Origin of the sequence: Scytonema sp. PCC 10023 (genome assembly GCF_963920835.1) — a bacterium.
Classification (GTDB): domain Bacteria; phylum Cyanobacteriota; class Cyanobacteriia; order Cyanobacteriales; family Nostocaceae; genus Kalymmatonema.
In genome coordinates this window covers 88,754-113,343 of record NZ_CAWUDP010000016.1, presented here as the reverse complement: position 1 = coordinate 113,343, position 24,590 = coordinate 88,754, and the positions used below count along the sequence as shown (strand labels likewise).

Below are 24,590 nucleotides of genomic sequence, written 5' to 3'. Positions count from 1 at the left end.
CGCACAAGTTTCAAGCCCCCAGATTGGAGAGCGCTTATTCTATGATTAGACCACAAATCGTAGGGTGGGCATTGCTTAGAGCCAATGTAATGGACATTTGAGATATTGGTGAGCAATGCCCACCTCATACCATTTTGGATTTTAGATTTGAGATTTTGGATTGTCAAAGAGTTATTCGTAATCGCTTTTAGCGCTAAGAAAGTCGCAATCATTTTTCACGCTTGGTATTACAGGAAACCACTTTATCTGTGGGCTTATTCTGAATTATGCGTTTTTCTCAAGCTTTGACAATTAAGTCGTTAAGCCTTTGACGATCGCATTTGCCATTGCCTCTGCATTATATAAATTCATATCTTTTTGCGAATCAATAAAACAACTTTCTATAAGAATCGCAGGCATCTTTGTATTTTTGAGGACAAATAAGTGGTTACCACTCTTAACGCCGCGATTAGAAAATCCTAGCTTGACAATTTCATTTAATACAGAATAAGCAATTCTACTGCCTTTTTCACTAATGGCAAACACTTCTGTTCCATGTGCTTGACCATCAAAAAAATTGAAATGTATGGAGACAAAAACATCAACATCAGCCGCATTAGCAATATCGCATCTTTTTCCTAGAGATTCTTTGACTGTATCAGCTTTTGATGGTTGACATGATATTGCTTCATGCCCTAAAGCTTTTAACTTTGCTATCACTCTATTACCGAGATATAAAGTGAAATTATCCTCAAGTTGTATCCCTTTAGCTCCAGTATCAGGAGGACAATTATGACCACTATCAATTCCAAATTTCATTTTCTACGCCTCAGATGATTTGGATGCTTCGTTTTCAGCAATTCTAGTTATAAATGTCAATTTATGTTAGTAAACAGTTTTTGGAGATTCTCAAAATTCAGTCTCAACAAATCAGTTGAGTACGTAAGCCCTGATTTAGTATTCGCAAAAATTCCCTATCTTCGGATAATCACTCATTTTTCCAGAAAAAACCAGGATACATCTACCTAATTCGATGTACGACTGGAAAACAGCGTCGGAGGTGAAGTTACGGTTCGAGGCGCGAAAATTCTTACATGCTCAGCAAATTTCAAAGTGCGGCGCTTTCATCTCACCCCCTTTTAGGGACTTCCAAATTAAAAAATATCCAACTTTTTCTTGTGGGATGGGATTGGCGATCGCCCTATTAACTGGGCGGGCGGGGACGCCCACCCCACAAGATGGATAATTTATTTCTTGGAAATCCCTTAGCAAGTCAAGAGTGTCACAATAAAGATGTAAAACGTTAAGCAGGCTTTCAATTTCAAGGCATGAAACGCATTATCCTGATTGCAGGTTTTGAATCGTTCAACGCTGACTTGTATCGGAAGGCAGCTTTTTTGGCTACGTCTCGTGTCAGTGATTTGGATATTCGCGTATTTAGCGATCGCGACATCACCACCAAACGCGCTGAGGTAGAAGCAGCACTGAAAGATGCTGATGTGTTTTTTGGCAGCTTGCTGTTTGATTATGATCAAGTGTTGTGGTTGCGCGATCGCATCTCGCACATCCCCATCCGCCTCGTGTTCGAGTCAGCATTGGAATTGCTGAGTTTAACCAAGCTGGGCGCTTTTGCCATTGGCGATAAACCCAAAGGAATGCCCAAACCAGTTAAATTCATCTTGGACAAATTCAGCAACGGACGAGAGGAAGATAAACTCGCAGGTTATATTAGCTTTTTAAAGATAGGACCAAAGTTATTGAAATATGTGCCAGTGCAAAAGGTGCAAGACTTACGCAACTGGCTAATTATATATGGTTACTGGAATGCTGGCGGACCAGAAAACGTTGCCGCATTATTCTGGACACTGGCAGAAAAATACTTAGGTTTAAAAGTTGGCGACATTCCCCCACCAGTCGAAACCCCGAATATGGGGTTACTGCATCCCGATTATCCAGGTTATTTTGAATCGCCACGCAAGTATCTAGAGTGGTATCTTGTGGGGCAGACGTCTCGCCTGCCATTGTCACAGGGCGGGCAAGATGCTCCGAAGTTTGCTCAACGGGGGGAACCCCCGCACGCAACTTCTCTCCACCCCACAAAGCCAGTTGTGGGAATTCTCCTCTATCGCAAGCACGTTATCACCAAACAACCTTACATACCCCAACTCATCCGCCATTTTGAAGCAGCTGGTTTAATCCCCTTACCCATCTTCATCAACGGTGTAGAAGGTCATGTGGCGGTGCGTGATTGGATGACAACCGACTACGAAACTCAGCAACGACAACTAGGAAATGTAGAAATTGCTTCGCTTTCTCCGGAAGCAGTCAAGATTGATGCCATTGTCTCAACCATCGGCTTTCCCCTAGTAGGTGGTCCTGCTGGTTCAATGGAAGCAGGGCGTCAGGTGGAAGTCGCAAAACGCATCCTCAATTCTAAAAATGTACCATACATTGTCGCCGCACCACTGCTCATTCAAGATATTTCCTCTTGGACGCGCCAGGGTATCGGTGGCTTGCAAAGTGTTGTTTTATACGCTTTACCAGAACTGGATGGGGCAATTGATACGGTTCCCCTTGGCGGTTTGGTAGGAGAAAAGATTTATTTAGTTCCTGAACGGGTACAACGATTAATTGGTAGGGTAAAAAGCTGGATTAATATCAAACAAAAACCAGCATCCGAACGGAAGATTGCAATTATTCTCTATGGGTTCCCGCCTGGTTACGGTGCTGTGGGTACAGCTGCTTTGTTAAATGTCCCGCAAAGTCTACTCAAATTTCTCCACGCGCTTAAAGAGCAAGGTTACACTGTCGGGGATTTGCCGGAAGATGGGGAAGAGTTGATTCGCAAAGTGAAACAGGCGGACGAGAACCCCACCCCTACCCTCCCCGCCAGCGGGGAGGGAGTTGAATTCCTCCCTGTGAACGGGGGGGTTAGGGGGGGTTCTACTGTTAATGTCCGTACCTTAGAAAAATGGCTGGGATATCTCCGTACATCCAGGATTGAGAAACAATGGAAATCTCTGACGGGTACTGGGATTAAAACTTATGGCGATGAGTTTCAGATTGGCGGTGTTCAGTTAGGAAATGTTTGGATAGGTGTGCAACCACCTTTGGGCATACAAGGTGACCCGATGCGGTTGATGTTTGAACGCGATTTAACGCCGCATCCCCAATATGCTGCTTTCTACAAATGGCTGCAAAATGAGTTTGAAGCTGATGGTGTTGTTCATTTTGGGATGCACGGCACTGTAGAATGGTTGCCTGGTTCTCCTTTGGGGAATACGGGTTATTCTTGGTCTGATATTTTATTGGGAGATTTGCCTAATCTATATATATATGCGGCGAATAATCCTTCGGAATCAATTTTGGCGAAGCGTCGCGGTTATGGGGTGTTAATTTCTCACAATGTACCGCCTTATGGTCGTGCGGGTTTGTATAAGGAATTGGTGGCGTTGCGGGATTTAATCTCGGAGTATCGAGAAGACCCAGAAAAGAATTATGCCCTTAAGGAAGCGATTTGTAAAAAGATTGTGGATACGGGTTTGGATGCTGATTGCCCGTTTGAGGATGCGAAGCGGTTGGGGATTGGGTTTACGCCGGAGAATGTCCGGATGTTTAGTGGTCATGCTTTTAATGATTATCTCGTGAAGTTGTACGAGTATTTGCAGGTGTTGGAAAATCGTCTGTTCTCTTCTGGGTTGCATATTTTGGGGGATGTGCCGAATCAGGAGGAGATGGAGGCGTATTTGGAGGCTTATTTTGCAAATGAACCGCCAAGACGCCAAGGACGCCAAGAGGAGGAGGAGAAGAGAATTAGAGAGTTATTGGAACAAACTACCGATGAGTTGAGGAATTTGTTGCGGGGTTTGAATGGGGAGTATATTCCGCCTGCGCCTGGTGGCGATTTGTTGCGGGATGGTGCGGGTGTTTTGCCTACGGGGAGAAATATTCATGCTTTAGATCCTTATCGTATGCCTTCGCCTGCGGCGTATGAACGGGGACGGGAAATTGGTCAAAAAATTATCGCGCAGCATCTGGAAGAACATGGGAGTTATCCGGAGACGGTGGCGGTGATGTTGTGGGGTTTGGATGCGATTAAGACTAAGGGGGAATCTCTTGGTATTCTTTTGGAGTTGGTGGGTGCGGAACCTGTGAAGGAGGGGACGGGGCGAATTGTCCGGTATGAACTTAAGCCGTTGGCTGAGGTGGGACATCCCCGAATTGATGTGTTGGGGAATTTGTCGGGGATTTTCCGGGATAGTTTTGTGAATATTATTGAGTTGTTGGATGATTTGTTTCAACGGGCAGTTGAGGCTGATGAACCCGAAGACCAGAATTTTATTAGAAAACACGCTTTGGCTTTGAAGGCGCAAGGGGTGGAAAATGTGGCGGCGAGGTTGTTTTCTAACCCGGCGGGTGATTTTGGTTCTTTGGTGAATGACCGCGTGGTTGATGGTAACTGGGAATCTGGCGATGAGTTGGGGGATACTTGGCAAGGTCGCAATGTGTTTAGCTATGGTAGGCAAGATAAGGGTCAAGCTAGACCAGATGTTTTGAACAAGCTTTTACAAACAAGCGATCGCATTGTCCAAGAAATCGACTCGGTGGAATACGGTTTAACTGACATTCAAGAATATTATGCCAATACTGGTGGTTTGAAGAAAGCAGCGGAAAAACAACGCGGTAAAAAAGTGACAACTAGCTTTGTGGAAAGTTTCTCGAAAGACACGACACCGCGCAATTTAGATGATTTGCTGCGGATGGAGTATCGCACGAAGTTGCTGAATCCTAAATGGGCGGATGCAATGGCTAATCAAGGTTCTGGCGGTGCTTTTGAGATTTCCCAACGTATGACGGCGTTGATTGGCTGGGGTGGTACTGCGGATTTTACTGATGATTGGGTATATGACCAAGCTGCTGATACTTATGCCTTGGATGCAGAGATGGCAGAGAAATTGCGGAAGGCGAATCCTGAAGCTTTCCGTAATATTGTGGCGAGGATGTTAGAGGCGCATGGGCGTGGTTTTTGGCAAGCTGGTGATGACAAGTTGCAGAAGTTACGCGAGTTGTATGAGTTGACGGATGAGGAACTTGAAGGAGTGAAAATTTAATGAGCAGGGCAAAAGCAGCCAAAAAGCAAAAACTGGCTAAAAGAATTATCAGCTGGCTTACATATGACACAATTTTTGCTCTGCTTCCATTAGGTATATCAATTCCCCTCACAACTTTAGCAGGAAAACTATCAATTGAAGCTTTTACCAAATCTCCAGAAATCCTCTTTTTTTCATTAATGATAAGTGCAAATTCTATGAGAGATATAAATGAAATCTCTGCTCCTATTGGAAGGGATCTCACATTTACAATTTTTAGTCTGAACTTCCCCCCTATCAAAAAGAGCTAACTCTTACCCAGAGCGACTTTCAAGGTTTTTTGAATCGCTCTTACTGGGTACAAATTGTCAAAGGGTCTTGCGGAGCGAGTTTGAGGCGTTGACCCCCCTTTTTTAGCTTACCACAGATGTACCCTTAAATGCAGACTTTACATGGGTACGGTATTTCAAGTATAAACGCTCGTAATCATTGTGTGCCAAAGCTTAGAGGTCTGTATAGTACATTTGCACCCGGGGAAGTTCAGTTTAGTTCAGCATTACTCTTAGGTGCAGTTACTTCAGCAATTCTTTATGGCAGCTTGCTGTATGACAGTATTATCGGTCCAGGTTCAGAAAATTTTCGTGAAAGACTTTTATGGGTTTCTATAGGGTTGCCTTTAGTTATGTATATTCTTGGTACCCTAGTTGAGGTGTTAATTGGGAAAATAGAGGAAAAATAATGAATATTTTCATTAATGTCAGGACTTACGCAACTGGCATAAAGCGCGGGTGGGCAGACAGGGCAAACACATCTGAACATGACAAGCTTAATGTAGTGTGAGGGATTTGCGCTTCAAGGCATTCTGGCAGAGAGGCGATCGCCAACAGCAGATTCTGACACAGAGGCGATCGCCATAGACCTTGCAACATATGTTTCACATGGTCTATCTTAGTTAAACCATCATTTTCCGGCTGAAAAATTCGATAATCGCGTTCCCCAGAATTTCTCAGTTTCAGGATTTACATATATACAGCTAACTATACCAATTCCTTTGACGATATCATGTTCATTACCACTATATTGTCTCCTGACTATCTCTATTTCTTCAGAAAACCTTTTATCTAAAACCGTATCATCAAATATAATATAAGCATCCTCCGACGTCACAATTAGATTTTTCACATTATCCCAAAGTAAACGAGGAGTTAGTTTTTCATTTTTTAAGTAATTATTAATTTTATCATGACTAATGTTTTCTAAGTGTTCTGCTAAATTAGTAAGAGTATAGTTGATTTGACTACTCAGTAGATACTGGCAATAATCTAGTTTTGTAAATTTCATATAGCAGTCCTAAATGATTTGTGAAAAAGCATTAAAGCGATATGCTTGATAAAAGCAGTATCAGTAAAGTGCGTTCTTGAGCAATGGAAGAATTAACCGATTTTATTCAAGGAAAACCAGACCCCAGAGAATTGAAACGGGCGTTAGCCGTACAGATGGTGATGCAAAACTATACTCATTTCCAGATTCGAGATATTCTGCAGGTGTCTGTAGGGTTTGTTACCAAGTAGAAACAGGCTTTCTTTGAGGAAGGAATAGCAGGACTGGTACTCAAGCATCAAGGTTCTAGAGGCTATCTTACACAATCACAAAGGCAAGCGATCGCCGATTGGCTTAAACAGAAAAATTACTGGCATCTGCCAGAACTCAAGCAGCATGTAGAAGATAGCTATGGAGTAGTGTTTGAGTCCAACCAAAGCTACTACGATCTGTTTGCACTTGCAGGTATCAGTTGGAAAAAGACGCAGAAAAGTAACCCGAAAAAAGACCCAGAACTGGTAGAGAAAAAAACGGGATATAATAGCCTAGTTGGATGCTCATAGGCGTGAGATTGTTTCTGGACAACTTGTGGTGTTCTCCGCGGATGAGTGCCATCTGTTATGGGGGGATATCTGTGGGTATATATGGGGTCAAACCTCGGAACGAATTGAAGTCCCAATTATTAATGAGCGGCAAAAACAAACATATTTTGGGGCACTTAACTACAGAACCCAAATAATTTGGCACTCGACATTTGCTTTCACTTTCTTAACACTACCAAACTTTTTATTTAATTTTAAAGAGGTACAACAATGCAAGCTCTTAAAAAGATCACTTTAGTGGTGCTGCTATTCATAGCGCTGCTTTTATGGATTCAAGCCCCAGCACGAGCTTTTAAGATTCCTATACATGAAGAAATCACCAGAGAAGCGCTCGCTGCTACCCAGCCTGTGGTTGATGGTGAGAGGCTCCAATTTTCAGAGGTGGCCATCCGGCAGATTGTCTTTGCTAATAAGGATACGGATCAACTAGTCAACCAGTTTGACCCTGAGAAGCATTTTGACGGTGAAGACTTTCTAGGTGGAAGTAAACGACTCATTCGTCTTAAAGAACGAACTATAACTAAAGTTACAAATGAAGATCCAAACGCGTTCTCAGCCCAGAATGATCTAGGTGGAGCTTTGCATACTCTACAAGACTTCTACGCTCACAGTAATTGGATAGAACTAGGGCATAGCAACCCTGGCATCAACGTTAAACTAGGACTTGAGGAATAGACAGTAAGGGAATCTACTTTGTTTTGCGACAAAAACAGGGGACATATATTCGCGCTTGGTGATCAATCATACCAACGATTACAAACTTTAGGATTAAAACCTGGAGTATCATTCTTTATCCAGAATGTTCAATTTACGAAACAAAAAGGATTTGGAACATTTAATCTTGCTGGATACTACCCACGGAAATATCGGGGCAAGGTCGAACCCTCTGGATGGTATTTACTCACAAACTTGGGCAGTTTGAAAGCAGCTATTAAAGCGTTTAAATGTCGTAGTGGTATTGAGGCTAGTTTCACGGATTGTAAAACTGGCGGTTACAATTTGGAATCCACTTATGCAACTGGTCAACGTTTAATCGCACTGATTTTATTGGTGGCGTTCGCGTTCGCGTAGCGTGTCCGGAGGACTCAGCGTGCGCGAAGCGCTCTCGCCTACAGTTGTGCAGTCTTAACTGGTCGTACATCAAGACAGATTGGTCTACAAAAATATGTTGGTCGTCTTCAAGAATTAAAACGTTCTACGCGCCGACATAGCGCATTTTGGATTGGTTTATACGGTTGTTTATGGGTGGGTGCAATGGAATTTTGGTCAGATTTGGCGATTGCCCAAAGGGCACTGCGCTCCGCGCCATCGCTCTTATGCGATTCAAGCCCCATAAGCTGCCTCATTTTCAGAAAGGTTTACGCGCTATGGCGCTTATTCAGTCAGCATTATAGCCTTCCTGTCACCCCGTCAGCCGGAAACCATTACAGAGATTGATATACATTAAATCTTAAGAGCACACACCCGAAACTTCTGCATCTTGATTCTTTCACTTTTATGGTACATATGAACTAAAAAAGACTGCGAGGCAATCAAAGATGCGAACGCGAGTGCGTGCCCAAAGGGCATTGGCATGGAGTGCCCGCCTTCTTGCGATGCTCCCAGAGGGAGCCGCCCAAGGGGCGATCGCTCTGCATTGAAATGAACTTTGAATTACATTTTTGTAAAACTAAGCGGATATGGGTGGGGCTTGATACCCATGTTTCGCTTCGCTACACGGCAAGGGAGCAGGAAGCATTCTCCCAGCGAGAGAGCAAAGGTGCTCCCTTGCTTCTTTTGGTCACCAACTCTCAACTACCGTTGCCATGAACGATTTCTACCAAACTCCCACAGTTTTTGCAACAAAACCCTCAATTTGGTAGTAGAGACTTATATGTAGCCGAGAGTTTGTAAAACGGTAGACTCATCTGGTAATACAAACTTAAATTCTGAACTGCTCCCGCCAGTAATTCGCTTTCCCGGAAAGCTACGATTGTTGCCCGCACAGATTTTTCCCGATAATAAGCATGAACTCTATCTGCTAGGTGATTGTGTAAGCCAGCAATAAAACTGTTTGGATCGGGAGTGGGGTAGTACAGGATTGTCTCCGGGTTAGCTTTTGAGAACCCAAACCCAAACGCCCAGCAGCCATCTAACAGTTTCAAAGCTGGTGGTGACAAAATTTTTGAGAGTTGTTTCTGTACATCAACTTCCTGTAATTCCTTTTGAATTATTCTTGGATACAACTCAATGCTGCTACGACCATCCAAGTAAAAATCAAAACCGACTACCATTAGACTGAGATAAGCAATTAGCGCTCGCAACTCTTCAGGCGGTTCACATAAAGCCATTGCTTTTTCTACTTTTTCTGGATAATTCTGAATAACAAACCAAACTTTCAGACGCGAAGCTGAAAGCTCATTTCGCAAGTCAACTCCCACGAGTATTTGTACAACTTTGTGAAAGTCAAAGTTATCTCCTAAAAACTCCTGCATTAACTGATAATTCAATTGAACATCATTCCTTGCTTCTACTTGGCGGCAGAAGTCAAGTATTGTATTGAATTCTTCGGAACTTGGTTTGGCGTAAAACAGATTAAACCGAATGGGGTACAAATCGTTCTTCCCAATCTTGCAGGAACACTCCAGTCCCCAACCTTTCGCTTGTTTCACAAAATGCTCAAAGATATCTAGTGGATAGACGTCTTCAACTTTAAATGCACGTTTGTGTTCGCCAATATAGTAGAGGTTATTATCGCTATCGAACGAAGCGTTATTGTCAGTGCTCATTGCTTAAAAATTTTCAATTTCTGCCAAGTATCAAAATTGGACAATAGCTATTCCTATTAGCACATTACTACCCGTTTTCATACTCCCTATAGCGATGCCTGAAAATTGTGCCAGATGAATTCCTAACTCATGCTAATAATTGCATGAGTTAGGAAATAGACAATACTATCTCCTTTCACTGAAAACTAGTAGAAGATAAAGATGCTAATAAAACCATGTTGATGTTATGCTAACATAAAAAAAATCTCAAGATTAATGATTAGGCTTTTCTCTTCAAATTAGCAAAGTCTATCAAACAAACTGATATCAACTAAAGGTATAGCTTTGTTGTAAGGGAGGAGATTTTTTGAAAAAATAGAGAAAAATTTAGCAAGGTTGCGAATTGCTAACGGAATTTTGATAGAGGAATCGTACAGTGGAAAATTACGTGACTGAAAAGAAATCCAATACCTCCGAGTACTTGCAAGAAGTACGTAGCTATTACGACACAATGAACCCACTGATTATGCAGTATGTGGGCACAACTTACCAGGCAGCTCTACTGATAACGGACTCGGAGGCTCACCCATCTTGTGCTAGTAACCTTTATTTTGCGTCTGAAGCAGGTATTCAACCAGGGAATCGTGTTCTTGATGCCGGATGCGGTAATTGTGGTCCTAGTATTGACATTTGCCAGAACATTCAGGGAGTCAAGATTGATGCTATCACCCTGTCTGAGGTTCAAGCCAATACAGCTAGGGATTTGGTGCAGAAGGCGGGACTTGCTGAGCAAATTCAGGTTCACGTCGGTGACTTCCATCATCTCTCCTTTGCCAAGGAAACTTTTGACGTTGTGTTTTTCTTTGAATCGGCTGGATACTCCTACGACTACCAACAACTTTTGACTGAAATACACCGAGTCATTCGTCCTGGAGGAAAGCTATACATCAAGGATATTTTCAGAAATGAGCCTCCTTTATCAGAACAAGAACAGCAGGCAATTTCAGACTTCAACCAAGTTTATCGTTACAAAACCCCTCAGATGAGCGAGATGATTGAGGTGATTTCAAGAGTTGGCTTTCAAGAAGTTCAGGGTCGCAATGTGAGTGACATGGTTAACACGCAAGAGTTTAATAAAGCAATGCTTGAATATAGAAACGGATCGCTAGTTTTGACAGAATTTGGAAAAGTCCATTACCGCGAACTTTCATGTTTTCCTATGTACTATGGAGAAATCAAGGCACAGAAGCCTTTTTAAAGCTGGAAGGTACCTCAAATGTTGCATCAGTATCAAAAATCGGGTGTCTTGCCATTCGTTCAAACAGTTAGTTTTTCAGGTCTTATTTAAGAAACTGCAAAAAATGAGGTTACGGTCGTCTACCTAGAGTCATAAAAAGGAACGGCACTGTCAAGTTTCTGAACTCAAATTCCCAAATCGCCCTCGATGGAGCAGCAAGATGAATATACTTGATAGTCAGTTGTGGAAACAATTTTGGACAATTGCTAAACCTTACTGGTATTCATCCAAGGAAGGAGGAAGAACATTACCGCAGCTTTTATGGTCGTGGTCTATGTTAGCTTTACTGCTGCTGTTGTTGCTATCGCTCATTAGCATCAACGCATTCAGCACTTATGTAAATCGAGACTTGATTGACGTACTTGAACGAAAAGATGCTTTCAATTTCTTTCGCCTATTACTTCTTTACATGAGTTCCCTAGCAGTTTTGACACTGCTGACAGCATTTTCTGAATACCTTCGCAAAGAACTCGCCCTTGACTGGTATAAGTCGCTGACCAATTATACCGTGGATCGATATTTTCACAATCGGGCTTACTATCAAATCAACTTTGAGCCTGACATTGACAATCCAGATCAGCGTATATCCCAAGAAATCGAGCCAATACCCAATATTTTTCTAGATTTTTTGTTCATTGTTCTCGAAAGAGCGATCGTAATCATTGCTTTCGTTGGGATTGTCTGGTCGATTTTTCCACTCATGGCAGTTATTCTGATTCTTTATTCTATCTTTGGCAACGTTGTTTCAATTTTCCTGAGCCAACAAGTCAGGAAGATTAATCCGGAAAAACTTGAAGCCGAAGCAGATTTCCGCTACTCCTTAACTCACATTCGCAACAATGCTGAATCTATTGCTTTTTTTCGGGGTGAGGACCAGGAATCCAGTCTAGTCAAGAAAAAATTTGCTAACCTCGTCCAGAACACCACTCGGATGATTGAGTGGCAGCGAACTCTACAATTGTTTACCAACGGATATCAGTCTTTTCTCTTGGTAATTCCGTTTGTGACGTTAGCACCTTTATATTTTTTCAATCAAATTGAGTTAGGAGCAGTTTCCCAAGCAATCTTAGCTTGCGCTCAGGTTGCAGGTTCATTATCCGTGATTGTGTCTCAGTTTGGCTCTTTCGGTGCTTTTACTACTTTGATTAATCGTTCAGCTACTTTCTTGGATGCTTTGGAAGCAGTGACGGTACAACAAGAGTCTGGCAGTACCATTGAGACAGTGGAAGAAGATCGTCTTACCCTCGAACACATCACATTACAAACTCCCAACTACGAGCGGATTTTAGTTCAGGACTTGTCAGTCTCGGTAGAACCTGGTGGGCTGCTGATAGTCGGTTCTAGTGGTTCTGGCAAAAGTTCTCTGCTACGGGCGATCGCAGGTTTATGGAACGCTGGTGAAGGTCGTCTAGTGCGACCAAACCCAGAAGAGATGTTGTTTTTGCCCCAAAGTCCCTATTTAATTTTGGGAACTTTGCGCGAACAGCTGTTATACCCCAATAGAAATCGAGGAATGACAGATCGAGAACTTGAACAAGTGTTGACACGGGTTAACCTCCAAGACTTGCTTACCAGAATTGGAGGTTTTGATGCAGAAGTAAATTGGGAAAATATTTTGTCACTGGGAGAACAGCAACGTCTCGCTTTTGCACGACTGCTGGTCACTCGTCCTCGTTACGTTATTTTAGATGAAGCAACAAGTGCTTTAGATTTGCAAAACGAGGAAAATCTCTATCAGCAGTTGCAACAAACCGGAACAACTTTCATCAGCGTTGGCCATCGCCAGAGTTTGTTGAATTATCATCAACGTGTTTTAGAACTCTCAATGGATTCCAGTTGGCGGCTTGTTCCATCTCAAGACTATCACTCTGATTCGAGTTGGGAGTCGTAAAGCGATAGAGAAGAAGCTTAAAAAAATTCGTACCCTAAGCTAAGATTTGAGAACACAACGCACAATTAACCAGAACAAGCGCTTCACTTTACATTACATAAAAATTAGATTCTTAATTTACTCATCCAGTTATCGGGAACTACAAATCCAAAGCTCCATCTATTTGACTTTGTAGCATTCACGATGCAGTGCCAAAATAATCTTTCTGGTTCTTGCTCGACTTTAAAAAACCTAACTATCTTAGGCTTTTCATAAAGAGTCACTACTTCTTTGGTGTCAGGATTCATGTAGCGGAAAAAAGATTTTTCGTTTTCAATTGATTGAAAATTATCAAAATCAATGAGGTACATCCTCCATCCTGGTTGTGATTCATTTGTATGCCATAACCTATAGGCATTCGGTGGATACCACAAGCTTCCTGAAAATCTAATCTCAGTCTCAAAGTAATTCTCAAGTAGTTTGAGTATTTTGAATTTAGTTACAAAATACTCTTCATATAAAGGATGTTCGACATGAAGATCGAGGTTAATTAAATGGAAGTGACGCTGTACGCGCTCGGCCTTAGGGAAGGAAATATTTGAATTCAACCATGGAGCCATAATTTCATTGTATTGCTGCTGAAATTCAGGTGCAGCAGGAGACAGAGAGGCAAAATTAAAATCGTCTTCTCGAAAGCTTTTTTCATACAAATCCATGTCCACTGTACTCGGCTTAATTTTAAGTTTTTCAAATTCGCGAGCTATTTCCTCAAATCCTTCGAGTGCCAAAAAGTCAAATTCATAGTGATAAAAGCGGGTCGAATTTTCACTTGGCTTGGCTTCAGAATTCTTTAATGAAACTGCGATACCATTTTCTTCTCCTTTCTGGCTGTTTTCCTTGGCATAAGTCGTTGATGCTTGTACCATATCTTCCAGGGTAAAGCAGTAGCCGTTTCGTCTTCCTAATTTGATAATTTCTTGGGGGCTAGTAATAGCCTTCATCTGTTCTAACAATTCTTCTGTTTTAAGGCTGGCTTCATAAAATTCTAAAAAAGCTTGATTTGACATAGTTGCCTCGGTCAAATTTTTTAAACAATATAAAAGGATGTTTTCTAAGCATTATCCCAGACATCCTCTTAGCAAAAAGATAATTTTAATAACTTCGTTTTATCTTTGGCGGTGGATCGAGTAAAAGAGGTGAAGGAACTTGCTCCGGATACGCCAAGCGCAAAAAGTGCATTCCGATCCCTGCTAATCCAAGCATCAAACCGGGCAATACATCGTTACTACCAGTTCCGCAAATCCAACGTCCAGCCTTTTCAAAATTGCGCCACTGCTCCTGAGCTTGCACGTTGACTTCCATCTGTAGATAAGGTTCGTCTCTGAGCTTGGCAAACCGCAGTAAGACCTCTGCGTTACCTGATTTTCCATGACATAGCGAATCATTTCCCAGCTTTTGAAAATTACGCAAAGTTGCATTGAGAGCCGTGTAAGCATCTCGTAAGAGATCGTCGTCTGTTTTTCCTAAAGTTGCCCAACTTGCAATCCGGCTCAAGCCAATCCCCGCCGCGCCGCTGCACCATGCGTTAGCATAATGCCTTCCATTTGGGTTTAATGCGATCGCGGATGTCCGCAAGTCATACCAATCACGCTCATTTGGATCGAATTGGCTGGCTTCGTAGGCAAAGGTTTGACGACCCGCTGTCATATATTCCGATTGGTTCGTGTAGCAACCGAGGCAAATAAGTGCCCAACCAATTCCACCCGCCCCGTGGGAAAAGCCAGTCAGATTACCCTGTGCTAACTCTGGTGGATTGTGAAGCCAACTAAGAGTCTCGTTTTTGTCAATTGCCTGCTTAAGTAAGTGTTGAGCACAAAGATGAGCACAGTCGAGCCCTTTACCAGAAGTAGCCTCTGCTAAACTCAACATCACGGGAATAATTCCAGCGACGCCATGCAAAATATCAAAGTACCGATCTTCAGGAATGCGCGGGATGAGTTCATGACTCAAGCTGACAGCTAAATCAAGTAATTCTGGATTATTCCATAGTTCAGCTAAGTGAATCAACAAGTAAATCAAGCCAGCAGCGCCCTGAAAAGCCCCGAGCGTTTTAGTATTGCATTGCTTTATGGAGTATGCTAAAGCCCGCTCTGCTGCTTGGCGAAATTCTGGCTGTGGTTGAATAGCATCAAGGTAAGCTAAAAATAGACAGATTCCTGCTGTACCGTCATATATATCTGCACCGATATCTACAAAGCGTTTTCCAAGGGCTGTAAATTCATAGGTTTTCCAAGGGGCTTTGCTAGAGGCTGGTTGGAGCATGTCTAACAATTGCCAACCAATGTCTCGGGCATAATTAATGGCTGATGCAATGAAATATGGGCTATTAATTTCCTCAGTAGACAAGCTGGTATAAATATACTGATTTTGCCGAACTCGGTTTTCTGTAGATAGTTTCTGAATTCGCCTGATTGCATTGTCTACTGGTGAAATTGCCAGAGTATTTGGTAAAGGCTTGTGGTAGTTATAAATCAACTCATCACTGCCAGCTGCCTTGGCTGTAAAGATCGGAATGTCTAGTTGCCACATGGCAGCCAGTTCCAATTCAGCCACCCGACCTTCTTCATCCCACTGTCGCCGATGTTCCATTAAAGTGTTAAAAAGCAAATCCACTTGCAGTGGGTCGGCAAGACATTTAGGGTGTCGAGCCGCAACGATTAACTTAAAATAAGCTTGCGTTCCCCAATTAATAAAACGAACTAATGAGGAAGAGAATAATTCTTTGAGCAGGCTTGCAGCTTTATTAGGCTTTTCTTGAAACCAGTTATAAACCCGGTTAAACCCGTCTACAATGTAGTTTTTATAATCCTGCGGGTTGACTAGCTGACCGTTATAATAGATACGATTTGTTGGTTCTGATTCAACCCAAATACCACTTTGATATTTCACCCCCACTGCCAATGACATGTGGCTATCATTTAATTTGGGAACAACAAACGGTAACTGGTAAGATTCACCCCCGCTGTAGCCACTTATCCTCATTTCGCTGCTAGCATCAACTGCATTAGGACGGGGCCATTCCAGCATGGCAGTCTTAAACACTGAATCGAATACAGTGTCTGGCAATCCGTCGCGACCCTGCGGCAGCACTTCTAATGCAGTTTCGCAGTCACAGATGAAGGCGTTACCATTGTCAACGAGTATGTTTTCATAATGCAAATCGCCACCACCCAGAATATGGAATATGGCTAAATATCCCCCTAGTTGATTGTAAAATCTCTCGATCTCCTTCTCACTTTGGACGTTGTTTCCACCAGAAGGAATAAACTCTGCATAACCATAGCCATCTTTACAAAGCACTTGATAAGTCGCAAACTCAAGAACTTCATCCCTCGTTAAATTTTCCAGCAAACCTTGCATTGCTGCTTCAGATTTAATACAACGAGGTTTGTAAACAATAGTTGCTTTTTCTAAGTGGGTTAGTTCTAGTTCAACGATGACTACAGTTTTGCCACCTGCATGGTAATCAGATTTGCCTAACTTTATAGATTTAATCTGTGATATTTGTTTACCACCGAAAAACTTAGAGCTGATTTCATCGCAATCGCTTGTCAAATGTTGTATCAACTCTTTACCTAGAATGCATAGAAAATTGGTAACTTGAGCCAACCAACGTCCTAGAACTGGAAATTTGCAATAGAAGCGATGGTAATCCTGCTGGCTATTAAAGTTTTCTTCAAAATAAGCAATATACGCGTTTGTATCATCAGGGGATTTGGTAATCTTTTTTATCGAGCAGTAAACATTTATGTCTGCTTCAACGGCCCAGGTCAAAGCCATTTCAAAACGATTGAGGAGGTGAAGCTCTATATCGCTCAATACTTGCGAATTAATTTTACACCGCTCTGCGGTTAGATTAATGGTATCGCATACGGCTTGCAGTCTTATGTGCAGTATTCGCAAAAACGGTTCGCAAACTTTGGCGAATTTTCCGTAGTAAATTTCAGGGAGACTCCAGCGACTTGCAGAAAAATTGTCTTTTGGTAAGTCTAGGGTTACTAGTGCCGCTTGATAGACTTCTAACCATTGACTGTGTGGTTGGATAAACTTTTGCCTGTCTGCTTCAGATAAGTTAACCAAATTTAGTTCAAAGAGTTTATAGTCAGTTAATAGCTGTCGCAGTTCTTCGGCTATAGATAGATCGACACTCCCCTCTTGATACGACTTCTTAATTAATTGTGTGGCTAATTTGCCTGCCAGATCTTTGATGTTCCAAGTATCAAAAGCACTGATCTGTATGGCGCTAGCAGCCTGTGCTTCACAAGCAACCAATTGTTTGACGATGAGAGAACGCTCGGACAGGTTGCTAGCTCGACAAGCAAGGTCAAGCAGAACGGAGTTACTAAGCATAGCAGAGTTACCGGAGTTAAGTTCGCCAGCCTCTAAGTGCAATGTAGAAGAACTTTACCAATTAGGCTAGCCTCACAACTTTTAATGTGACGCTAGCCGGGAGAAAATTTTTTAGACTACTACTGTTAAATTGCTTTTACAGTAACTACTTTGTCGTTCCATCACAGATTACGGTATAAGGCCCAAAGCTGCAAGTGGAAGCACACTGAGCGACTATGTTTAGTTCACCTAAGGCATCATTGAACAAATTAACAAAGGATCGATCCTGCTTTTCCACTGATGTGGGTAGGACTAGTTCGGTGTCCGCTGGAATCCCAAAAGCTTCGGGAGAAGCCAAAAGCTCTTCACGGAAATCAGCGTCGATTGCTGCTTTGTGCAACAACTGTTCCAAGTATTCTGCAGAGGGTTTCTGAAGAAGATTCGCAGACATATAGTTCCTCCAGTTCAGAGCGAAAATGAGAAAAGTGATTTAACTGCATTTAGCAGTCGTTAAATCGAATCAGTTCACTAGAATACGGGCTCTATGAGAGCTGCATAAAGCCACCACTATCTTGTAATTCTAAACACAACTTTGGATAACAGAGTCAACTCAACTTAATTTGGGATGTGACTAATTTCTTTTCCTAATTCAAATGCCTAATTCAAAACAAAAGCCTATGATTTTTTTTGGATACTAAGCTTTAAATTGATTTTGTTTTGAATTGCTTTCAACTCTTCGATGGCTGCTATCATGTTTGCAGGATTGTTTTGCCAATTTACTAGACTCTGTTCCTCAGTTGTTAATCCTCCCTGAGCTAGCAGTAATTCCAACCAACTCTTGAGCCCATTGAAACTATCATCGGTACAGGGAGTCATTTTTGCATCTACCTGACTGTCTGAGACTGCGTTAGCAGTTCTAAACAAACTAGCCAAAGCCCCTTTAGGAGAGGCTAGTAGCAACAGAATCATTATCATCTGAATCTGACGAATCTCATCTGTTGTACTAACAGATTGAGTCATAGAAGCTGTTGACCTCCTTGATTCTGTTTAGCTTAAATCTTGCTCAGCCATCAAATATAAGCAAGAGATTTTAACCCGTATCTATTACTACGATTAATAATGTAGTAATGATTATTGGTATTTTCTTCTTTGTTTATACTGCCATATACAAGATGTTATTGTCAAGCAAATTGTGCTTAAAGTTTAGTTAAGTTTGTTGAGCAGAAATGTTACTGCACGCAACAAATTTTTCAATCGTTCGAGTGAGAAAACCATACGAATAACCGTTACTCATCCTGTGCCAAACAATAGTTGAGGCAAAAAAAGCACTTATTACGCTTTGCTTTTGTTGTCCGACGCGTTTCTTAATGAGCTAACGCGATCGCGATAAACTTCAGGGTCATCGAAGGTCAAAGAAAGATTGATACGGTGAGCTTCCGGTTTTGTATTGGCAAAGGAAAAAACATCTGTCTTATGGAAGGTTTTTGCGTCAAAAAGGAGTGCGCGGTTACATTTGTAACTGACTGTAACTTTTTGACCTCTCGTAAAGTCTTTCAGATACTGCTCTGACCAAAGATATGACACAGACTTACCAGGCGGGGCTTGGGACTCACGCTTGACATCAAAAAAAATCAGTCCACCTCCTGAAGGATCTAGGTTGTAGCGATCGGGTGTAAGCCAGATATTTAAGGTTAAAGCGCCAATATCAGAATGTACTTGCCCAAGCGCATTCTTGGGATACATAAGCGCCCAGTGCTCGACCAATTTATAGTTAGAAAACAAAGCGGGGCAATGCACTGTAAGCGATTCCGCAATAGTAAAAATTGTCTTGATACTGGGCTTCATATTGCTAACAATGGTTTGCTCGCTATGGCTCTGACTGCGCCATCCCAAATGGTTGAGTAGCTCTTGATGAAGTTGCTCGCAAACATCAGGCTGGAGAAAATTATCAATCACTGCATAATTGTATGGATCAGAAGATTGATAGGCATCCAACACTGATTGCCAATTTTGTGGAGCGATAGGGGAAGCTCCTAATATATCATTAGTCACAAAATCCCACCTTTATGTGAATAAGTAAATTGTAGGAGTTGTTGCAGATATGTTAATCATCTCCGAAAAGATCGTAAGCTGAACCGAGCTACCCACACTCCCTCTAACGAGGTGAGTATGGGCTTCTGGTATCTTTAAGATTTTTAGAGCTTGCTTGGCGGTACTACAGGTATGAGAATTAGCTATGTAGATTTTCCCGGATTGTGAAATGACTGCTTGGAATACAAGATTTGTACAATCAGGACGCTGGTTTGTTAGGGCCGGGTAGACTTGCAGGCGTGTACACACGTGTATCAGCATCAATCCTTCCAAGAATCGTTATGCCTGTAGTCACCAGCAATATTGAAATGTTGAAGATGCTAGCAGGATTGATTTTCCCAGTCTTTTGAAACTCGTCAATTATTTCGGTGACGGCAGGGACAATTGCCACGAGCGCTGTTGCAACGGCTCCCCAAAAAGTTTTGCTGTCGAAGATGCTTTTAAATTCAGTGGATTCTGGTCTGTTAGGACCGGGCAGACCTGCAGGTGTAGACACAGGTGTATCAGCATCAATCCGTCCCACAATCGTTATGCTTGTAGTCACCAGCAACATCGAGATCTTCAGGATGGTAAGGGGAGAAATTTTCCCAGTCCTCAAAAATTCGTTAACCATGCCACTGATGGCAGGGGCAATTGCCACAACCCCTGTCGAAACACATCCCCAAAAGGTTTTGCTGTCAAAGATGCTTTTGTATTGAGTGAAGCCAGAAAAAGGAAGGGGGGATGGAACTTGTTCAGCAGAACTTTGCATGGAAATCCTCCAAACTGAACGCTCAGTTTTCTATAGTTTAGTAGATAAGGGGTGGAGAGTTGAAAAAATTACCGTCTGTCCACCTATGCCTACTTTTAGATTATCTGGGCTCAATCTGCTATTTCTAAAGCATTTCTTAAGATAAGCGATAGATCATTTCGTGTACGACCCTCAAGCCAAGAGGCAAAAAAGCACATGAGCAAAACAGTATTCAGTAGTTCGAAAAGTTTTTCTCCAAAAGAGCGATCGCTAATAGTTTGTAAGGATTCAGGTATGGGGTAGTTGACAGGGGTTACATCCGTGGGAGAACATCACAAACATGACGAACCGCGTGCCCAACTCCCAAAACGATGAACAGCTATACCAATTGTCGAAGGAGCAATTGGTCGAAATCATCAAGACGCTTAAAAACGAGATTGCGCGAAGCGCAGACGCCTTTAGGCGTATCGCTTGAACTATTTGGCGATACTGCAAGCCTTTTAACTGTTGTGCAAACCTGTCGAACTCAGCAACGCTCTGTGATCGGCTTCTTTGCGTTGGCTTTACGCGCATATGTTGGTCATGAAATTGCGTATCCTTCACTTATTCCTTTTTCTACCACCTGAATCCTTACCTTAGGGCTAGCTTGGGTTGATTCTAAGTGGCTGAGTCATAAGTTTCCTTTATGACTTATTAAAAAGGAAGAACTTTTTTAGACTCTAGCAAAAGTGTATCATAAACTACTTTTTTTGATGAGCGCCAAACTTTTCGGTCTACTGATTTTGGATGAAAATTCGGATTTCTCCAAAGGGCGTTTTAATCGTTGATGTGCCATCTGGTAAGAAGTGTAGTCCTGTAATTATAAGCACTACAAGGGTGCTCGCCACGATCCAGGGCATCCAAGCGAATGATTTGCGCCGATTGAATACTTTATTAAGGAATTGCAGAACGACCAGCGTGATGAGCAGCACTAGGAGCCAGACCGGCAATTTGCTAACGAGGAAAGCAACGCTGGCAATCGCAGCCACCAGCAACAGTAAAGACCCCCAGGCTTTCAAAGCTTGAGGAAGCAGCGAAGTCCCCGTTCTTTTTGCCTGCACCCACACATAATACGCTTGCAAGAGGCGATTGGCAACCTGGAACGTTGTCGTTTCACGTGCGCGATTACCTGTCGGCGGAGAATTGACAATATCCCGTAATACCAGACCCGTTCGTGCCGCTAAATCTTCCAAAATCACAGAAGGAATATCCTGGGTTATCGTTTCAGAACCGACGCGGTAGATATTGCGGAAATAATCTTCTGCTTGGTGCGGATCGGCTAACAGCGCTTTGATTGAGGACGCAGCAAGTTCCTTGACGGCAAATGGCGTAACCGCGGGAGCAAAATAGCCTGCTACAGGTTCGTATTTGGGGTTTAGCTTTTGCAGCATTTGTTCAAGCGTCTGGTTCAGTTTTTTAATGTCATCAACTACGGCTGGATCAATACCCGCTCGCTTAATTTCACAATGTCCTGCAGTTAGAAGCCGTTTGAGAAAAGTGTAGAGTTCATCTACAGAAGCTGTAGAACTTGCTGCCACTTTTAGCGGATACTCAATCAGTTTTTCACGATCTTCCTTCGTGCATTGGAAGAAAGCGGTTTTCAGCCAGGCTTCTAGAATGTCCTTGTTCCAATTTTGGGCATTCTTTGAGCCAGGGGACAATACACCTGCTATTAATCTATCCACTTGTTGCACAGCCCACCGTTGATCGCTGGCGCTGGGAGGATGATTATTGATACTAGGAAAATGCTGGGTAACCCGTTCATCTGCCCCAGCAAAGGGAGATTTATAGCCCAAGCTGGACACTGTTTCTTTGAAACTCTTTTTCGACCCAATTAACTGCTGGTTCCAGTCTAGTTGTTCGGTGATCGCATCCTCCAACACGTTCCCCAAATCGGTTTTAATAATTGCCCGGTGTCCAACTGTCACGATCCTATCCAGAAAGCAGGTCAACGCTTTGCCTTCTAAAGTTTGACCCGGTACAGCTAGCTTTTCTAAGTCTTGGATAATACTAGCTCTTTCAGACTCCGTTGCTTCCGGTAGTGCTTCATCAACTAGCTTATTCAAATATTTCTGTCTTTTCTCCCCCGGCTCCATGTCACCAAGTTGACGACTTAAAAAACTAGAGAAATTCTTTAAAGCACTTGAGGTGAGCAGGGCTTCCACGATTCGATTTAATCCATCCAACCGTCCCCACAAAATATCGTTAGAACGCCAGGATTTTTTAAAGAAACCGCCAAAGGCACCCAGTTGATTCCCTGCTAATTTTTCTTCTAGCCCTTTGCCTTTGCCATAACCAAACTGAGCAACATCAGGACTAATCCGAACAATTTCAATCTGTTCCTTTGCCTGAATATCAGAGAGATATTCATAGGAATAAACTTCTTCGTCCACATAACGGAAACTCTGGAAACTTTTTAGCAGTGATTCATAAACTGAGGCAATATTGCTAGAGCAGTTCGGCAGTTCTGAAGCTTGTTCCTCTGAATTTGCCGATTTGATCGAATCCTTAATTAGCTTTTCTGAAGCTATCTCCACCTGATGCAAAATACTGTCATAAGCATCGGTATCATTCTCATGTCCTTTATATTCGTATTTGTCATCCTTCCAGATTGAGCCTTGCTGTTTGAGATCTAAACGGTCGTCTTCTCCATCAGCTATTGTCAGCCCTAACTTGGCAAAATTTAACTGGTTTGTTTTTTCTTTCAGCTGAAGTAGTACACCAGAAATCTGAGCAGTAGAGATGGGGACATGTAGTGGCTTAAAAAAGTCTGCCGGAATTTTTTCAGGTTGATTTTCTTTGTCATCCGGCTCATCGAGCGAATAGGGATTATCGCTGCGCTCCAAATGATTGCAGTTTGGGTCGAAATTTGTTAGACCATCTGCATCAAGTAAGAACCGATGTAAGCGGAGTAAATAATCATAGATATGCTGACGCAGATCGTTGCGAATATCACCGCTCTCATGAGTTAGTTTTGATTGCGGTTCTTCTTCTTTTGAGGGCAACATTCCCTTTTTTGCTTGCTCGATTAGAGCATAAAACGTCCGACTCACCTGATCAGATTGTAGCATTTCTTCTAAGGCTGTTTGGAGAACCTCTAGAAGTTCTACCTGTCGAGACAAATTCTTTCCTAGTCGCTTCAAACTTTGATGCAAATTTGGATATTTTTCTTTGTCTTGATATTGAGTATTACTCATGAATTGACACATTTTTGCCAGTAAAAAAAAGTGTTTTTTCAGGGCATACTCTACATCCAAATTGCGAATTTCCTTTCCTAAATTATGGAGAAAACTTTCCCACTCTTTTTGTTTCTCTGGATAAGTAATGTATTTAGTAATGAGTTGAGCAACACTCTCCAAAAGGGCTGGTTTATCTTGGTTTTGTCGCTCGTTTTGATTAGGGCTGTTTGGATTAGGAACGCTGGCTTTATCGATTCTAAGGATCAGAGGTAGGATGCGATCACGCATCCCCACTAAGCGACAACGCAAATAAATTTGTTGCCGACGAATCTCATCAGGTGAGGGTTGTTGATCTTCCTTTAACTGTTCTAACTTTTCTTCTCCGACTCGTTCAGCAGTAGCCCGCAAAAATTTATAACGCAAGACTCGCTCATTACGATCCTTAATCTCCTGTAAATCGTTGGAAATACTTTCATAGCGAGGCATCGCCACAAGAGAATCAGAAATTGTTTCCCAAATGTTGGGTTTAGCCATTCTATTAAACTTGGAACTGCCCAAAAATTGATCAGGACTTGGATCGATGTAAAATAATTTGCGCTCTACCGGACGATAGGCAGCGCGATAGTAAATTTCCCGAATCGTATAGCTAAAGGGACGATTATCTAAAACTCCACCATCCACGTAGTGAAGCTGATAACCATCGGGAGGAGGTTCTTTGGGAAGTTCACGATTCTGCAGTTGGCCCCATCTCACTAAGCGCTTATCTATTGCATAATTAAAATAATTTTTATACTCTGGATGGTTCCGATCTTTGAGAATGGCTTCTAACCTTTCTTTAGAAATCCCTTCTAATTTTGAATCTTCCAACTTAACACTGACAACTGGAAAGGCAACTGGAAAACAAGAAGTGATTCGACATAGTTTTGCCAACGCATCTGGGGAGACGGATGATTTTTTGGGTGATTGAAAAGGATGCTTACGACCTCGACGATATTTAAGCACAAATACAGTGCGATGATCTTTAACTTCAATCAAGCAACCCGTATTGTCAAAAGCTTTGTAGACTTTGCCTAATACATCTGTGCCTGTAACAAATAGATCCAGTTCACTGGAGTCAGAAAACCACTCATCCTTGAAACCTTCATCTTTGTTAGGTGAAGATACCTTTTTATCCCACGCTTTGCGAAACGCCTCCGCCAGTCGATCTTGATAGTATTCCTCACCATCTAAAACAGAATTAATCTCTCGTGTTTAGGC

Annotated in this window: 19 protein-coding genes and 3 pseudogenes; 11 read left to right on the top strand and 11 right to left on the bottom strand. The window is 42.3% G+C overall.

Annotated elements, in window-relative coordinates:
- Positions 1-297: 297 nt before the first annotated feature.
- A pseudogene (locus tag ACM0OZ_RS12360) lies at positions 298-798 on the bottom strand (N-acetylmuramoyl-L-alanine amidase); the annotation flags it as partial.
- 214 nt (positions 799-1,012) lie between these two features.
- Between ACM0OZ_RS12360 and ACM0OZ_RS12355 the strand changes: the two are divergent.
- The 4 genes from ACM0OZ_RS12355 (at position 1,013) to ACM0OZ_RS12340 (ending at position 5,808) form a co-directional block, all read left to right on the top strand.
- Positions 1,013-1,225, top strand: coding sequence for a hypothetical protein (locus ACM0OZ_RS12355; RefSeq protein ID WP_414583123.1), 213 nt, complete (start codon positions 1,013-1,015; stop codon positions 1,223-1,225).
- 82 nt (positions 1,226-1,307) lie between these two features.
- Positions 1,308-5,090 (top strand): magnesium chelatase subunit H, encoded by a 3,783-nt coding sequence (bchH, locus tag ACM0OZ_RS12350; protein ID WP_414583122.1) that lies wholly within the window; start codon positions 1,308-1,310, stop codon positions 5,088-5,090.
- Positions 5,090-5,380, top strand: a complete 291-nt coding sequence (locus ACM0OZ_RS12345; protein WP_414583121.1) for a hypothetical protein — start codon at positions 5,090-5,092, stop codon at positions 5,378-5,380. The genes bchH and ACM0OZ_RS12345 overlap by 1 nt, the downstream gene beginning before the upstream one ends.
- 128 nt (positions 5,381-5,508) lie before the next feature.
- Entirely contained in the window at positions 5,509-5,808 is a 300-nt protein-coding gene (locus ACM0OZ_RS12340; protein WP_414583120.1) for a hypothetical protein, read from the top strand.
- Between the two features lie 25 nt (positions 5,809-5,833).
- On the opposite strand, the gene ACM0OZ_RS12335 is transcribed toward ACM0OZ_RS12340, so the two are convergent.
- On the bottom strand, positions 5,834-5,998 hold the full coding sequence (locus tag ACM0OZ_RS12335; RefSeq protein WP_414583142.1) for a hypothetical protein: 165 nt from the start codon (positions 5,996-5,998) through the stop codon (positions 5,834-5,836).
- Positions 5,984-6,410, bottom strand: a pseudogene (locus ACM0OZ_RS12330) (transposase); the annotation flags it as partial. The gene ACM0OZ_RS12335 and the pseudogene ACM0OZ_RS12330, both read right to left, overlap by 15 nt.
- An 83-nt stretch (positions 6,411-6,493) precedes the next feature.
- Between ACM0OZ_RS12330 and ACM0OZ_RS12325 the strand changes: the two are divergent.
- From ACM0OZ_RS12325 to ACM0OZ_RS12310, 4 genes are all read left to right on the top strand, one after another.
- Positions 6,494-6,640, top strand: a complete 147-nt coding sequence (locus tag ACM0OZ_RS12325; RefSeq protein ID WP_414583119.1) for a hypothetical protein — start codon at positions 6,494-6,496, stop codon at positions 6,638-6,640.
- A 24-nt stretch (positions 6,641-6,664) separates the two neighbouring features.
- Positions 6,665-6,952: a helix-turn-helix domain-containing protein gene (locus ACM0OZ_RS12320; protein ID WP_414583140.1), complete on the top strand. Its 288-nt coding sequence runs from the start codon at positions 6,665-6,667 to the stop codon at positions 6,950-6,952.
- A gap of 249 nt (positions 6,953-7,201) precedes the next feature.
- On the top strand, positions 7,202-7,666 hold the full coding sequence (locus ACM0OZ_RS12315; protein WP_414583118.1) for an HET-C-related protein: 465 nt from the start codon (positions 7,202-7,204) through the stop codon (positions 7,664-7,666).
- Between the two features lie 18 nt (positions 7,667-7,684).
- Entirely contained in the window at positions 7,685-8,062 is a 378-nt protein-coding gene (locus tag ACM0OZ_RS12310; protein ID WP_414583117.1) for a hypothetical protein, read from the top strand.
- A gap of 779 nt (positions 8,063-8,841) precedes the next feature.
- On the opposite strand, the gene ACM0OZ_RS12305 is transcribed toward ACM0OZ_RS12310, so the two are convergent.
- On the bottom strand, positions 8,842-9,759 hold the full coding sequence (locus ACM0OZ_RS12305; RefSeq protein WP_414583116.1) for a LynF/TruF/PatF family peptide O-prenyltransferase: 918 nt from the start codon (positions 9,757-9,759) through the stop codon (positions 8,842-8,844).
- 415 nt (positions 9,760-10,174) lie between these two features.
- Here ACM0OZ_RS12305 and ACM0OZ_RS12300 point away from each other — a divergent pair, with 415 nt between their 5' ends.
- Together ACM0OZ_RS12300 and ACM0OZ_RS12295 are read left to right on the top strand one after the other, a co-directional pair.
- Complete coding sequence (locus tag ACM0OZ_RS12300; RefSeq protein WP_414583115.1) at positions 10,175-10,996, top strand: SAM-dependent methyltransferase; 822 nt, start codon at positions 10,175-10,177, stop codon at positions 10,994-10,996.
- Positions 10,997-11,195: 199 nt separating this feature from the next.
- Complete coding sequence (locus ACM0OZ_RS12295; protein WP_414583114.1) at positions 11,196-12,926, top strand: ABC transporter ATP-binding protein/permease; 1,731 nt, start codon at positions 11,196-11,198, stop codon at positions 12,924-12,926.
- 104 nt (positions 12,927-13,030) lie between these two features.
- On the opposite strand, the gene ACM0OZ_RS12290 is transcribed toward ACM0OZ_RS12295, so the two are convergent.
- From ACM0OZ_RS12290 to ACM0OZ_RS12265, 6 genes are all read right to left on the bottom strand, one after another.
- Positions 13,031-13,972 carry a Nif11-like leader peptide family natural product precursor gene (locus ACM0OZ_RS12290; RefSeq protein WP_414583113.1) on the bottom strand — a complete coding sequence of 314 codons (942 nt, stop codon included), beginning with the start codon at positions 13,970-13,972 and terminating at the stop codon, positions 13,031-13,033.
- 85 nt (positions 13,973-14,057) lie between these two features.
- A complete protein-coding gene (locus ACM0OZ_RS12285; protein ID WP_414583112.1) occupies positions 14,058-17,315 on the bottom strand; it encodes a type 2 lanthipeptide synthetase LanM family protein in 3,258 nt (1,085 codons plus the stop codon).
- Positions 17,316-17,460: 145 nt separating this feature from the next.
- The gene (locus tag ACM0OZ_RS12280; protein WP_414583111.1) at positions 17,461-17,745 is read right to left on the bottom strand and encodes a cinnamycin family lantibiotic; all 285 of its coding nucleotides are present in this window, start codon (positions 17,743-17,745) and stop codon (positions 17,461-17,463) included.
- A gap of 224 nt (positions 17,746-17,969) precedes the next feature.
- A complete protein-coding gene (locus tag ACM0OZ_RS12275; RefSeq protein WP_414583110.1) occupies positions 17,970-18,314 on the bottom strand; it encodes a DurN family substrate-assisted peptide maturase in 345 nt (114 codons plus the stop codon).
- A 312-nt stretch (positions 18,315-18,626) separates the two neighbouring features.
- Positions 18,627-19,346: a hypothetical protein gene (locus ACM0OZ_RS12270; RefSeq protein WP_414583109.1), complete on the bottom strand. Its 720-nt coding sequence runs from the start codon at positions 19,344-19,346 to the stop codon at positions 18,627-18,629.
- A 238-nt stretch (positions 19,347-19,584) separates the two neighbouring features.
- Positions 19,585-20,136, bottom strand: a complete 552-nt coding sequence (locus ACM0OZ_RS12265) for a hypothetical protein (RefSeq protein WP_414583108.1) — start codon at positions 20,134-20,136, stop codon at positions 19,585-19,587.
- Between the two features lie 446 nt (positions 20,137-20,582).
- Here ACM0OZ_RS12265 and ACM0OZ_RS12260 point away from each other — a divergent pair.
- A pseudogene (locus ACM0OZ_RS12260) lies at positions 20,583-20,741 on the top strand (IS66 family transposase); the annotation flags it as partial.
- Positions 20,742-20,888: 147 nt separating this feature from the next.
- Here ACM0OZ_RS12260 and ACM0OZ_RS12255 read toward each other — a convergent pair.
- Complete coding sequence (locus ACM0OZ_RS12255; RefSeq protein ID WP_414583139.1) at positions 20,889-24,575, bottom strand: patatin-like protein; 3,687 nt, start codon at positions 24,573-24,575, stop codon at positions 20,889-20,891.
- Between the last annotated feature and the right edge of the window lie 15 nt (positions 24,576-24,590).

What these genes read in the sequence shown, in the direction of transcription:
- ACM0OZ_RS12315 (WP_414583118.1), top strand. Translation starts at nt 7,202, where the DNA reads ATGCAAGCTCTTAAAAAGATCACTTTAGTGGTGCTGCTATTCATAGCG.
- ACM0OZ_RS12295 (WP_414583114.1), top strand. Translation starts at nt 11,196, where the DNA reads ATGAATATACTTGATAGTCAGTTGTGGAAACAATTTTGGACAATTGCT.
- ACM0OZ_RS12345 (WP_414583121.1), top strand. Translation starts at nt 5,090, where the DNA reads ATGAGCAGGGCAAAAGCAGCCAAAAAGCAAAAACTGGCTAAAAGAATT.
- ACM0OZ_RS12340 (WP_414583120.1), top strand. Translation starts at nt 5,509, where the DNA reads ATGCAGACTTTACATGGGTACGGTATTTCAAGTATAAACGCTCGTAAT.
- ACM0OZ_RS12335 (WP_414583142.1), bottom strand. Translation starts at nt 5,998, where the DNA reads ATGTTGCAAGGTCTATGGCGATCGCCTCTGTGTCAGAATCTGCTGTTG.
- ACM0OZ_RS12280 (WP_414583111.1), bottom strand. Translation starts at nt 17,745, where the DNA reads ATGTCTGCGAATCTTCTTCAGAAACCCTCTGCAGAATACTTGGAACAG.
- ACM0OZ_RS12325 (WP_414583119.1), top strand. Translation starts at nt 6,494, where the DNA reads ATGGAAGAATTAACCGATTTTATTCAAGGAAAACCAGACCCCAGAGAA.
- ACM0OZ_RS12305 (WP_414583116.1), bottom strand. Translation starts at nt 9,759, where the DNA reads ATGAGCACTGACAATAACGCTTCGTTCGATAGCGATAATAACCTCTAC.
- ACM0OZ_RS12275 (WP_414583110.1), bottom strand. Translation starts at nt 18,314, where the DNA reads ATGACTCAATCTGTTAGTACAACAGATGAGATTCGTCAGATTCAGATG.
- ACM0OZ_RS12290 (WP_414583113.1), bottom strand. Translation starts at nt 13,972, where the DNA reads ATGTCAAATCAAGCTTTTTTAGAATTTTATGAAGCCAGCCTTAAAACA.
- ACM0OZ_RS12355 (WP_414583123.1), top strand. Translation starts at nt 1,013, where the DNA reads ATGTACGACTGGAAAACAGCGTCGGAGGTGAAGTTACGGTTCGAGGCG.
- bchH (WP_414583122.1), top strand. Translation starts at nt 1,308, where the DNA reads ATGAAACGCATTATCCTGATTGCAGGTTTTGAATCGTTCAACGCTGAC.
- ACM0OZ_RS12265 (WP_414583108.1), bottom strand. Translation starts at nt 20,136, where the DNA reads ATGCAAAGTTCTGCTGAACAAGTTCCATCCCCCCTTCCTTTTTCTGGC.
- ACM0OZ_RS12285 (WP_414583112.1), bottom strand. Translation starts at nt 17,315, where the DNA reads ATGCTTAGTAACTCCGTTCTGCTTGACCTTGCTTGTCGAGCTAGCAAC.